This is a genomic window from Paraburkholderia fungorum (genome assembly GCF_900099835.1).
In the GTDB taxonomy this organism is placed as follows: domain Bacteria; phylum Pseudomonadota; class Gammaproteobacteria; order Burkholderiales; family Burkholderiaceae; genus Paraburkholderia; species Paraburkholderia fungorum_A.
Window position 1 is genome coordinate 703,080 of record NZ_FNKP01000003.1, and the last position, 12,093, is coordinate 715,172.

Annotated in this window: 11 protein-coding genes and 1 tRNA gene; 7 read left to right on the forward strand and 5 right to left on the reverse strand. The window is 61.1% G+C overall.

The window, feature by feature from the left end; all coding sequences use genetic code 11:
* The first annotated feature begins 32 nt into the window (after positions 1-32).
* From BLS41_RS32420 to BLS41_RS32430, 3 genes are all read left to right on the forward strand, one after another.
* Positions 33-1,334, forward strand: coding sequence for an aspartate aminotransferase family protein (locus BLS41_RS32420; protein ID WP_074771778.1), 1,302 nt, complete (start codon positions 33-35; stop codon positions 1,332-1,334).
* A gap of 428 nt (positions 1,335-1,762) precedes the next feature.
* Complete coding sequence (locus tag BLS41_RS32425) at positions 1,763-3,031, forward strand: M20 family metallopeptidase (RefSeq protein ID WP_074771780.1); 1,269 nt, start codon at positions 1,763-1,765, stop codon at positions 3,029-3,031.
* The gene (locus BLS41_RS32430) at positions 3,028-3,678 is read left to right on the forward strand and encodes a trimeric intracellular cation channel family protein (RefSeq protein WP_074771782.1); all 651 of its coding nucleotides are present in this window, start codon (positions 3,028-3,030) and stop codon (positions 3,676-3,678) included. The genes BLS41_RS32425 and BLS41_RS32430 overlap by 4 nt, the downstream gene beginning before the upstream one ends.
* 67 nt (positions 3,679-3,745) lie before the next feature.
* On the opposite strand, the gene BLS41_RS32435 is transcribed toward BLS41_RS32430, so the two are convergent.
* Together BLS41_RS32435 and BLS41_RS32440 are read right to left on the reverse strand one after the other, a co-directional pair.
* Positions 3,746-3,955 carry a hypervirulence associated TUDOR domain-containing protein gene (locus BLS41_RS32435; RefSeq protein WP_074771784.1) on the reverse strand — a complete coding sequence of 70 codons (210 nt, stop codon included), beginning with the start codon at positions 3,953-3,955 and terminating at the stop codon, positions 3,746-3,748.
* A gap of 414 nt (positions 3,956-4,369) precedes the next feature.
* Positions 4,370-4,454 (reverse strand) — tRNA-Leu (locus tag BLS41_RS32440).
* A gap of 319 nt (positions 4,455-4,773) precedes the next feature.
* Here BLS41_RS32440 and BLS41_RS32445 point away from each other — a divergent pair.
* Entirely contained in the window at positions 4,774-5,565 is a 792-nt protein-coding gene (locus BLS41_RS32445; RefSeq protein WP_143026435.1) for a hypothetical protein, read from the forward strand.
* A gap of 20 nt (positions 5,566-5,585) precedes the next feature.
* Here BLS41_RS32445 and BLS41_RS32450 read toward each other — a convergent pair whose 3' ends face one another.
* Positions 5,586-6,683, reverse strand: coding sequence for an HAD family hydrolase (locus BLS41_RS32450; RefSeq protein WP_074771788.1), 1,098 nt, complete (start codon positions 6,681-6,683; stop codon positions 5,586-5,588).
* 301 nt (positions 6,684-6,984) lie between these two features.
* On the opposite strand from BLS41_RS32450, the gene BLS41_RS32455 reads away from it, so the two are divergent.
* The 3 genes from BLS41_RS32455 (at position 6,985) to BLS41_RS32465 (ending at position 9,059) form a co-directional block, all read left to right on the forward strand.
* Positions 6,985-7,764, forward strand: coding sequence for a DUF2092 domain-containing protein (locus tag BLS41_RS32455; protein ID WP_074771790.1), 780 nt, complete (start codon positions 6,985-6,987; stop codon positions 7,762-7,764).
* A 120-nt stretch (positions 7,765-7,884) separates the two neighbouring features.
* Positions 7,885-8,385, forward strand: a complete 501-nt coding sequence (locus tag BLS41_RS32460; protein WP_429253276.1) for a hypothetical protein — start codon at positions 7,885-7,887, stop codon at positions 8,383-8,385.
* Between the two features lie 152 nt (positions 8,386-8,537).
* Positions 8,538-9,059: a hypothetical protein gene (locus BLS41_RS32465; protein ID WP_074773291.1), complete on the forward strand. Its 522-nt coding sequence runs from the start codon at positions 8,538-8,540 to the stop codon at positions 9,057-9,059.
* 146 nt (positions 9,060-9,205) lie between these two features.
* Here BLS41_RS32465 and BLS41_RS32470 read toward each other — a convergent pair whose 3' ends face one another.
* Both BLS41_RS32470 and BLS41_RS32475 read right to left on the reverse strand, forming a co-directional pair.
* Positions 9,206-10,516, reverse strand: a complete 1,311-nt coding sequence (locus BLS41_RS32470; protein ID WP_074771792.1) for a BatD family protein — start codon at positions 10,514-10,516, stop codon at positions 9,206-9,208.
* The gene (locus BLS41_RS32475; protein ID WP_074771794.1) at positions 10,513-12,093 is read right to left on the reverse strand and encodes a vWA domain-containing protein; all 1,581 of its coding nucleotides are present in this window, start codon (positions 12,091-12,093) and stop codon (positions 10,513-10,515) included. Before BLS41_RS32475 ends, BLS41_RS32470 begins: the two co-directional genes overlap by 4 nt.

Consider the following 12,093-nt stretch of genomic DNA (forward strand, 5'->3'; position numbering starts at 1 on the left):
GTTATTCCCGCCCTCGCTCAAGGAGAAGCCACGTGTCCCGCAACGACGATGCAACTTTCTGGCGTAATGCCAGGCAGCACCTGATTCGCTATGGCGGCACCTTCGAGCCGATGATCATCGAGCGCGCGCAGGGCAGTTTCGTTTATGACGCGGACGGTCGTGCGATTCTCGATTTCACGTCGGGCCAGATGAGCGCGGTGCTCGGGCATAGTCACCCGGAAATCGTGTCGGTCATCAACGAATACGCGGGCAAACTGGATCATCTTTTCAGCGGAATGCTGTCGCGGCCGGTGGTCGATCTGGCAACGCGGCTAGCCGACATCACACCCGAGGGACTCGACCGCGCGCTGCTCCTGAGTACCGGCGCGGAGTCGAACGAAGCGGCGATTCGCATGGCGAAGCTCGTTACCGGTAAATATGAAATTGTCGGTTTTGCGCAGTCCTGGCATGGCATGACCGGCGCGGCCGCTTCCGCAACCTACAGCGCCGGTCGCAAGGGCGTGGGTCCGGCCTCCGTCGGCTCGTTTGCGATTCCCGCGCCGTTTACGTATCGGCCAAAATTCGAGCGGCACGGCGAATACGACTATCTGGCCGAACTGGATTACGCGTTCGACCTCATCGATCGTCAGTCGAGCGGCAATCTCGCGGCCTTCATCGCAGAGCCGATTCTCAGCTCCGGCGGCATCATCGAGTTGCCGGAAGGCTACATGGCCGCGCTCAAGCGCAAATGCGAAGAGCGCGGGATGCTGTTGATTCTCGATGAAGCGCAAACCGGCGTCGGCCGCACGGGCACGATGTTCGCCTGCCAGCGCGACGGCGTGACACCCGACATTCTTACGCTGTCGAAAACGCTTGGCGCCGGTCTGCCGCTGGCGGCGGTCGTCACCTCTGCGCAGATCGAGGAGCGCGCTCACGAACTCGGGTACCTGTTTTATACGACCCACGTGTCCGATCCGCTGCCCGCCGCCGTCGGTTTGCGCGTGCTCGACGTGGTCGAACGCGAAGGGCTGGTCGCGCGTGCCAACGTGATGGGCGCGCGACTCAGGCGCGGGCTGCTGGATCTGATGGAACGTTTCGAATGCATCGGCGACATTCGCGGACGCGGACTGCTTCTGGGCATGGAGATCGTCAAGGATCGCCGCACGAAGGAGCCGGCGGACGGGCTCGGCGCAAAGATCACGCGAGAGTGCATGAAGCTGGGGCTCAGCATGAACATTGTGCAATTGCCGGGGATGGGCGGCGTATTCAGGATCGCGCCGCCGTTGACCGTCAGCGAAGACGAAATCGATTTGGGCCTTAAGTTACTGGGACAAGCCATTGAGCGGTCGCTGTAGTCGCGGGTTCGACATCAATTTATAGCGCGACTGAAAGCAATATGTAATACTGGCATCTCGCCGGCTGACTTCGGCGAGTGCACTTAAAAGCCGCGGCCGCTGCCGCGGCTTCTTTTTATGCAACTCCTCCATTCGCTTTCCCGCCTACCCTCAGGCACATTCCTCCCGGCACAGCACGAGCATATAGTTGCAATTTTCAACTATATAAACTTGGGACTGGTGCTACGCTTCTTCCTTCTGGAAAGTGCGGTCCGGCTTCCACGATCTGATTTCCTCAAAAAGTATTTGATCTGATCATTTGCGCCAGCCTGTTGATGGAAAGGACACTGCTATCCTTGTCCACGCTCAGCTCCGCCTGAAACGTCATCGCGACGCCGGCCGATCATCAGACTATGCGTAGTTTCTCTCTCGCCGCCAACGGAGGACCCATGAAGCAACTGATCAGCGCACTCATACCCGACGCGGACGCTCTGCTGCCCGAACTCGAAGCCATTTACAAAGACCTGCATCAACATCCCGAGCTTTCGATGCAGGAGGTGCGTACTGCAAAAATCGCCGCCGACTACCTGGCCGCTCAGGGATTCGAGGTGACGCGCGAGATTGGTGTCACCGGCGTGGTCGGCGTGTTGCGCAACGGCGAGGGGCCGACGGTCATGCTTCGCGCCGATATGGACGCGCTCCCGGTCGCGGAGGCCACCGGCCTGCCCTATGCGAGCACGGTCATCGCGAAAGACGAAGACGGGGTACAGGTAGGCGTTTCGCACGCATGTGGACACGATCTTCACGTCACGTGGTTAATGGGTGCCGCACGCCTGCTCGCGCAGCATCGTGACACGTGGAGCGGAACGGTGCTCGCGGTCTTTCAGCCCGGCGAAGAAGTGGGCCGTGGCGCTCAAAGCATGATGGACGACGGCATGATCGAGCGCTTTCCCAAGCCCGACATCATCCTGGGTCAGCACGTGATGGTCGGCGTGGCCGGCACGGTCGGTTATCGCAGCGGCGCGATTCTCTCCGCGGGCGACAGCCTCAAGGTCAAGCTCTTCGGACGCGGCTCGCATGGCTCGCAGCCGCAAACATCGGTCGACCCGGTGATCATGGCGGCATCGACGACCTTGCGGCTGCAAACCATCGTGTCGCGCGAAATCGCGCCGAGCGAAAGCGCGGTACTGACAATCGGATCGCTACAGGCCGGCACGAAAGAAAACATCATCCCCGACGATGCGACGCTCAAACTCAACATGCGTACCTATGACGAAGACGTGCGCGAGTACATGCTGTCGGCCATCAAACGAATCTGCTGCGCAGAGTGTGTGGCGTCCAACGCGCCGAGGGAACCGGAGTTCACCACGCTCAGCAGCTACCCGTTGACCGAGAACGACAAGGAAGCGACTGCACGCGTCGCACAGGCATTCGCCGCCCAATTCGGCGAAAGTGCGTACGAAACACCACCCGCCGCAGCCAGCGAAGACTTCAGCATATTCGGGCGTCGCTGGAATGTGCCCTACGTTTTCTGGTTTGTCGGCGGAACCGACCCGCAGCAATATGCCGACGCAAAGGCGAAGAAGCAGCTTAACCAGATCCCTAGCAATCACTCGCCGAAATTCGCGCCGACGCTGCATCCCACGTTGAAAACGGGCCTGCTCGCGATGCTGGGCGCGGCGGCGGAATGGCTCGGCGAGGGGAACGCAGCGTCATGAGTGGACACGCCCTCTTTCTGCTACTCGACCTGGTCGGAACATTCGTCTTTGCGATCAGCGGCGCGGTGGCGGCGAAGCAGCGCAATCTCGATCTGTTCGGCGTGCTGGCTATCGCGTTCGTGGTGGCTTGCGGCGGCGGCATCGTGCGCGATGTGTGCATCGGCGCGATACCGCCTGCTGGTCTGTCGAACTGGCGCTATCTGTCCACCTCGATCGGCGCCGCACTCATGGTGATCGTCGCGTATCCGCAGATCAGAAAATTGCGGCACTCCGTGCTTTTTTTCGACGCCATCGGATTGGGGCTATTTGCCGTGTCCGGTGCGCAAAAAGCGCTGACGTATGGGCATAACGCAGAAGCAGCAGTGCTGCTCGGTGTGGTCACGGCGGTTGGCGGAGGCACGTTGCGCGACATTCTGCTCGCCCGCGTACCGGTCATTCTGCAGAGGGAAATTTACGCATCGGCCGCATTGCTGGGTTCGGCCTTGATGGTGGCATGCGAACACTTCGGCGTGGCTCAGCCGTGGACGCCATGGGTCGCCACGCTCGCCTGCGTCGGCTTGCGCCTCGCTTCGCTGCGGCTCAGGTGGCATCTGCCTACGTTTGCCAACCGGCATGCGCGGAATACGCAGCATACGGATCAAGCCTGAGCGCACTGACCTGCGCCTCCATGTACTAAACAGGCGGCGAGGCACCCCGCTCTCGTCGCGCTCTTTATCAGCGGACTTTCTTCAAAGCATCGGCCTTATGAATGGCCGTCTTGCCGCTTTTCGAGCTTTCCACCTCGTACTGAGGATTGTCAGGGGACGCCTTCGCAACGTGGCCGCCGGCTTTTGCTGTGCCGCTCACTTTGCGCGTGACGGTGCCTTCGGTGCGTCCCTGTGAGGTTTGCCATTGCACCTTGTCGCCCTTGGATAGAGTCGGCATGTCGAACTCCTTTGGATAGTCGTTTTGCTTCTCTCGCTGCCTGCGATCTTTTGTCGCAATTTCTGTTCCGCGCCGGACGCTGCCTTTGGCAACGAACGGGAAGCGTATGCAGTGATAAAAAGGGACTGCCACGAGTGTGCGACTTGCTAGCCGTATGCGATGTCCGGAGCGTCAATCGCAGAAATGGAATGTTTGCAGAGGCGAGCCAAGAGACGGCATCATTTTTGAAGCCACCAAAGGAGCGAGAGCGAGCGATTGTCGTCGGCGAACCGAAAGTCGATCCGACAATATTTGCTCCGGGGCTCTTGCAACTGAAGGGTCATGCGGCCGCTGTCGGACAACCGGTTACCGGCGCCTACAGGGTTATAGCGTGCGGAATAGTCCGCTTGGGTCCTGCTTCACAACTCATACATCTGGTGCCGACGGCGAGACTCGAACTCGCACAGCTTTCGCCACTACCCCCTCAAGATAGCGTGTCTACCAATTTCACCACGTCGGCATCTTTCTTCTTCAACAAAGGATGTCTGGATAAGAACCCACACACCTTTCGGCACTACCCCTTCAAGCCGGGGCGTCTGCCAGTCCCGTCACCTAAGCAACGGGGCGCCATTGTAACCACTAAATTCGCTTTTGTGAATATTGCGTGACCGGTTACATCGCACTTTCTCGCGTGACGGTGCAGCGCGGAGAGAACGACACAAGCCGTGATATCGTGGAATTCGCTGCGTCGCCGCTAAGCTGACAGTCGGAATACAAATCGGACAAGCGGCCGACAACGACCGCGCAGCAGACCTCAAACAACAGAGAACGGGGGAGCCATGGGAGCAATGGCCTTTTGGGAATGTGTCCGGCAAGCGTGGGTGGATGCCACAGGTTTTGTCCGCCGCAGGCCTTTTACCGTAGCCGCTGCATTTGCAATATTGCTTGCCGATAATGCTATTTCCATCGAATCAGGCGGTTTGCACGGCCTCTCGTCATCAGCTATTGCATCGAATTTATTGCAATGGATTTTCATACCCGTCAGGTTCGCGGTCATGATTGCGCTGCCCATTCAGGTTGTGCGGTACGTCATGCTCGGGGAGCAGGAATCCCATCCTCGCTCCGTGTTCGGAAAGCAATTCTGGCGCTACTTCGGTTTGTGTCTTGCAATCGGCTTCGGCAGTATTGTCGTCGGCGCTCTGATAGTCGCCGTCGGGTTTTCTGTGACCCACTCTTTCAATGGCTATCTGGGCAAAACGGGATTGCAACTGTTCGTATGGAGCGTGATTGCGATATGCGTCGTCACCTTCATCGCAATTCGCTTCAGCTTGTTGTTCTGTCATGTCGGGATCGGACGCGCCATTCGCTGGCGTGCATCATGGCGCGATACACGCGGGCATTTCTGGCGAATCGTCGTTTCACACATGCTGACACTGGCGCCGCTCGAAGTCTTTTTGATCGCCCTGTTCGCTATTCTTCGCGCGTGGTTCAGCACGGGGGATAGATCGACATCGCTCTATCCCATTGCGATTGTCGTGTCGCTATTCTCCTCTGTAGGCATGGTCGTCGGCGCGACATGCGCGTGCTGGTTGTACCGGCGGTTCGCACGGGCTCTGCTCGAGAACCCGTGATCGACCGGATTGGCAACCGGTCATTGCATTGCGCCGGCCTTGGGCGGATACACGATAGTCCAGTCCTGCTTCATGCTGACGACGATCCATCCTTCGCGTTTGGCTTCGTCCCATGCTTTATCGAGCCGCGCCATTGACGACTGCCGGTCGTAAGCGAATTCCCGATCGGCATCGTCGTGATGCAACAGCAACGCAAGCGTTTCGCCAGGACCGCTTGCAACATACTCAAGCATTTCCCGGTCGCCGTCGGAATTGCCGAAAGCGAGAATCGGGCGCTTGCCGATCGAGCGAAAAATACCGACGGGTTTGCCCGGACCATCGTCGATAAAATCAAAACCAGGCTGGCGAATCAGCACCGGCCTGCCGTCGCGCACTTCATACTTCAGCTTCTCTTCGCTGCCTACTACCTGTTCCGGCGGCACTCCATAAGCCTCTTTCGCCCACACGCGCATGAATTCGGCCGTGCCGCCGGACACGATCCACACGCGAAAGCCGTTGGCTCGCAGCAGACGGAGCAATTCGAGCTGCGGCTGATACACGAGTTCGGTATACGGACGATTGAGCACCGGATGCTTCGCGCTGGCGAGCCACGCGCGAATCGAGCGATCATATTCGTCGGTCGCCATGCCGCTGTTAGCCACGGCCAGCATCTGCAGAAGCGCCTTGCTGTTCTTCGCAAGCGCTGCCGTGTCGTTCGCGAGAAGCGCCTTATACGCCGGATTACGCGTCCATTCCGGATGCTGCGGCGCAGCCGCTTTCAATCGTTCGATCATGAACGACAACTGGAACGGTACAGGCTGCTCGCTCCACAACGTGCCGTCGTTATCGAACACCGCAATGCGCGCCTCGGGCGGCACATAAGTGGAAGAACCTTCGCGCGTCACATCGGCGATGAACTTGACGATGGCCGTGCGCGCGGCGCCGTCCTGCCATGACGGCAACGCCGCGGCCAGTTGCCCGGCCGATTGCGCCGGTTGCGATGTCACCCCCGGCGTTTGATGGCTGGCGCAGCCGCTCAGCAGCACGCCTGCGCAGAAAACGATTCCGCCGAGACAGCGTGAGATCTGCTGCAACAGCGCAGGCCTCGTAAGCGCCGTAAAACCGGTTTCAGATGCCATCGTGTTCCCTCCGGATAGTGGGGCAGTGTCTGACATGGTGGGTGCCCGGTCGAGGCGGATCGCGGTGATGTGAAGGCACCCGTTCGCCGTTAAGCGTTTTCCCACAGAAGACCATAGCGAGCCATAGGTACTTGCGGCAAGCCCGCTTCCCCTTCGGGCAATATTGAATTTCGTTCTTTCATTTCACGCAGATGAACACTACATTAGACTGCGCGAGTGCACCGCGGATACCGCGAAAATGCTCGCCGCCGACACGCCTTCAGATTCACCAGGCGTTTCTCTCACGAATTGGGAGAGCACAATGAAGCGAAGCGTTTTTGCCATTCTGACGGTGGCCGGAACGATGCTCGCGCCTCACATCGAGGCGCAAACGGCGTCGGCCCCCGTCGCCGCCAGCGCGCCCGCGAATCCGGTAGATCCTGCCGCCATTCAGGCGCTCCAGAAAATGGGCACGCATCTCCAGTCGCTCAAGCGGTTCAGTGTCACGCTCGACCTGACTGGTGAGCGCGTTCTCGAAGACGGCCAGAAACTCCAGCACACTGCTGTCGCGCAACTCGACGTGGACCGCCCTCACCGGGTTCGCACAGTGATGCGAAGCGCGAGAAGCGAGCGCGAGATCTTCTACGACGGCAAAACCGTATCGCTCTATGTGCCGCAGCAGAAGTACTACTCGACGGTCGCCTTCGACGGCAATATCTCGGCGCTCGTCGCGCGCCTGCACGAACGGTACGGTATCGAATTTCCGCTTGCCGACCTGTTCGTCTGGGGCACGCCCGATGCGCCGGTTGACCAGTTCGAATCCGCGATGTTCGCGGGCCAGGACTACATCGGCCCGGACCTGACCGACCACTACGCGTTCCGCCAGAAGGATATCGACTGGCAGATCTGGATCACGACCGGCGACAAGCCTTTGCCGCGCAAGCTGGTGATCACGCGACGGGATGACGATGCGCGTCCGCAGTCGGTCTCGATCATCGACTGGACGACCTCGCCCACTTTCAAGGACTCCGAGTTCACGTTCCGGCCCCCGGCGGGCGCGAAGAAGATCGAGGTTGTTCCGGTTGACGGAAAACGGGAGTAGGCCATGAAGACCGTACTTTGGCGAAATCGAACCCTGCTTCCGATTCTGGTGACCGTTGGTGCGACCCTCGGCGCGGCGCCGCTGACCGATGCGCTCGCATTTGGCGGTGGCGGCGGTCACATGCAGCGAGGCGGCGGTGGCGGCGGAGGTGGAGGATTTCACGGTGGTGGGGGCGGAGGCGGCGGTGGTGGATTTCACGGCGGCGGCGGCCCTCACGGTGGTGGCGGCGGCCCTCACGGCGGCGGACAGATCAACAATGTCCACGCCGATCCGCGTACCAACAACGTCCGCAACACCAGCGTGAACAACGTGAACGTCAACCGCAATGTCAACGTGAATGCGAACGGCAATAATCACGGCGACGACCATCACGGCGGCGGCGATCATCACGACGACTACTACCACCACGGCGGCTGGGACGACGACTATCACCCGATCGCGACGGCGGCTGCCGTCACGGCGACGGTGGCTGTCACTTCGGCGGTTATCGGATCGATGGTGCGCACGGTGCCCGCAAATTGCGTACCCGTGAACTACGGCGGGTTGATCTACCAGCAGTGCGGCAGCACCTGGTATCAGCCACAGGGCGCGCAATACGTCGTGGTGCGCGCGCCGTACTGACACCGACAGGTAGCCCGGTTATCAGGTTTCCGGGCCGCCCTTGCCGGCAGCGATAGGCTTGCGAACGCGGCGGCCCGCCAATGACGTCCTGCAACTGCGTTTGAGTGGGCGTCATCGCCGCATTAGCCGCAGGTGAAGCGGAGGATTTCATCGTGAGCACGCTGCCCGGCAGGATCAAGCATGAAGTGATGAAGGCCATCCCGCCCACCCTGTTCTTTTTCTTCATTCTCCATATCGTCACGCTCATTCGCGCGCTGATGATCAAGGGCACCGGCATTTCGATCGGAACCTCGGGCTCGGTTCTGATCGCCTCGCTGATACTCGGCAAATCGGTCCTCGTCGCGGATATGCTGCCGTTCATCAACCGCTTTCCCGACAAGCCGCTGATCTGGAACGTCGCGTGGAAAACCTTGATGTACGCGATGGTCGCGCTCGTCGTCCATTATCTGGAGCGGCTGTACGACGCCTGGAAGGACGCGCCGACTCTGCTCGCTGCGAATCACGTACTGGTAACCGAAATAAACTGGCCGCGCTTCTGGGCGATCCAGATACTGCTGGTCACGCTCATACTCATGTATTGCGTCATCGCCGAATTGTCTCGGGTGATGGGGCGCGGGACGCTGAAGGCCATCTTTTTCGGGCCGCTCGACGTTTCGCGCGGATCGTCGCGCTGACGGCACCTGTCGCGCGGTTGGCGCAGCAAGGATTGACCTCGTTCACGACGCTGCGGCCTGCGGGCAGCGGTCCGTCAGAACCCGCGTCGCCAATGCGCTACCTTTTGCGATGTGCGTCGCACCAAATCGCGTGTCGCGCAGCGGTGTCACCTCTCGTTCAACGGCGGAAGAGCGTCGCGCTTCTGTTTGCGTGCGCGTGGCCGTATCCGGCGAAAATCGAGCCGCACGTGCGGCGTGTTCGTGGTGCGTTGCGTGTAGTGCTGCTGCACGGCATCGGCGAGCGGCTTGAGTTGCGGATCGTCGATCATGGCGACACGTGCCGGACGCGCAAAGCGCGGACTGGCATCGATCCATCGATAGAGAGCGGGCACGATACGCTGCATCGCGCCGGATTCCACCGCCGTACGCAACCCCCGCCACGCGGCAAACTCGCCTTGCGCGCGCCGCTTGCGCCGCGCAGACCACCATCGCGAGAGTAGCTCGACCCAGCCGCGCATGCGCGAATAAAACGCCACCACAGCGACGATGCACGCAAGTACGACGCCCGCCAGCACGAGATCGCGCGCACTCAGGAAAATCACCGTATGTCGGGCTGCACCCGCGAGCGCATCGGCGGGAATCGCCCATAGCGGTTTTTCCTGGGCAGCCCGCGCCGTGAATGTGACGGCGGGCAGATGAACCATCTCACGCTGTTTCGTCGCCGTGTTCCACCATTCGATATCGATGGGCGGCAACGTGTAGTGTCCGCGCCGGTTCACGACATAAGCCACCGTGTCGACACGCTCGCCGGCGATGAGGCCGCCCCGGCCATCGGAAATAACACGCGTGGCAGGCGCTTTCGCATAGCGGCGCAAACCGTCGACGTCGCCGAAAGCAAGCGGTGGAATCAGCATCGGCGCGGTCGCTTCCGCGCGCTGGGTGATGATGCGAGTGATCGTGCCGCCAACTTCGAGCCGCCCGTCCTTAGGCTCGACAACCTGGGTCGCCGTCAGTTTCGGTGCGGGAAAGAACGTCGCCATATTCTCGGCACCAGGCGGCAGCGTCGCCGAGAAGCTAAGGGTCGGCGTCTCCAACGTGACCGGCGTATCGGAACCGCCCGGATGCAGCGTGATCCTGAACGACGGCACCTCGAACGTGCCCGCCGCGCGCGGCACGATCTGATACTCGCGGCTCACGCCGAACCAGCGCACGCCGTCGATCGTCTCGTTCAGGTTCTGGCCGCTGTCGTCGGGCAGCGTGACAAATGCGTCGTGCAGATCGAACAGCGGCCAGTCGGGGGCTTCGGAGAAATACGTCGTCGTGAGTGTATCGACGACGAGCTTCACCGCGCTGCCCGCGACCACCGGTCCCGCCGGTTCCAGATGCGCGCGCAGCATCGTGCGCGGCGCGTCATCGGCATGCGCGGCGGTGGACATGAGCATGCACGCGAACAGGATCGCAACGAAGCGCGAGATCATGGTGCGCCTTGCGCCTCCTGCGCGAAACGCCGCTGCATGAACGTTGCAGGCGACGTGTTGAGATTGCGCATCCACGTGTCTTCCGAAGGCGCCTGCTGCTGCACGAGCATGGGCTTGCCCTCCTTGCCCTTCTTTTTCTGCAGATCGATCTTGTCCGGCTTCACCGTGGTGGATTCGTCGCCTTCGTCCGGCTTGTCCTTGCTGAGCTTCACCACCAGGTCACGGTTCGCGAGGGCTTCCGCGAACCCGGCGCGTTTCGCAATCGCACTGTCGTAGGCTTTCAGCGCGCCCGCGTAGTCCTTCATGTGCGCCAGCGAATTGCCGATGTAAAAGTCTGCCTGCGCGGAATCGATTCGCGAAAATGTTTCGAGCGCACCGGCGTAATCTCCCGCGAGATATTGCGCCCGCCCTTTCCACATCGGGTCGTCGAATCGCGCCGCAGCCCGCGCATAGTTGCCGTGATCAAAATTCCATCGCCCTTGCTGATCGTGAGTCGCGAAAAGATCAAGCCATTCAAACGATGCCGCTTGCGCATGCCTGGGCGCGAACAGCGCCGCCGACGTCATCAATAAAATTGGCAGCCACTTCACCGTCCAGCCACGCCGGAAGCTATATAGCGCGATCAGGAGTATCGGCAGCACGAGCCAGTAACCCGACTCTTTCCAGCGCGGCACGATCTTCGATTCCTGCGCTGCTTCGAGATAGACCTGCGCGCGGCGCTGCACCCATTCGATGTCGTCATCGTCGGCGCGCACGCTCGCCAAAGGAATCGACGCGGCCTGCGTAATTCTGCGAATCGCCGCCGCGTCGAACGCGCCCACGATGGGGCCGCCTGCGTCGTCGGTGGCAATGTCGCCTTTCGCGTCGCGAACCGGGCCGCCGTTTTCGGTCCCCACAGCGAGCCATAACAACTGGTGTTTCGTCTGCTTGGCGATGCGCAAAAATGCGTCGGTGCCGCTCTCGTCGAAGCCGTCGCTCACGAACACAATGGTTCCCGCCGCCTGTTCCTTTTGCAGCATCTGCTCGGCAATCGCGAGGCCGGCTGCCGCATTCCTGCCGTCGCGAGGCATCAACTCGGGCGCGAGCGCGGGGACGTATAGCTCAAGCATCGCGGGATCTTCAGTCGGCGGCACTACCAGATGCGCGCTCGACGCGAACACCACCAGCCCGGTGCGCGCGCCCTTGCGCGCGGCAGCGAGATCGAGCACCTTCTGCTTCGCGCGTTCGATGCGGCTCGGCGCGACATCACTTGCATCCATCGACCGCGCGAGTTCCAACACAACGACCAGCGGCGCCTTGTCCTGATCGAACGGAGGCCGCTCCTCCTGCCACGTCGGCCCGGCAGCCGCAACCGCGCCGAGCGCGATCAGCGCGGCGAGCGTATGCACAGGTCGCACGCCGCGCTGCGCTTTCTCGCCGACAATCAGATGTTCGAGCAGAGGCGGCGCGATGATGGCGCGCCATCGCGCGCGCACATCGTTGCGCCGCAACCACGCGAACGGCAGCAGCACAGCCGGGATCAGCAGCAACAGCCAGAGCGGTCGCAAAAAATGGAATGCAGTGAGATCGATCGTCAT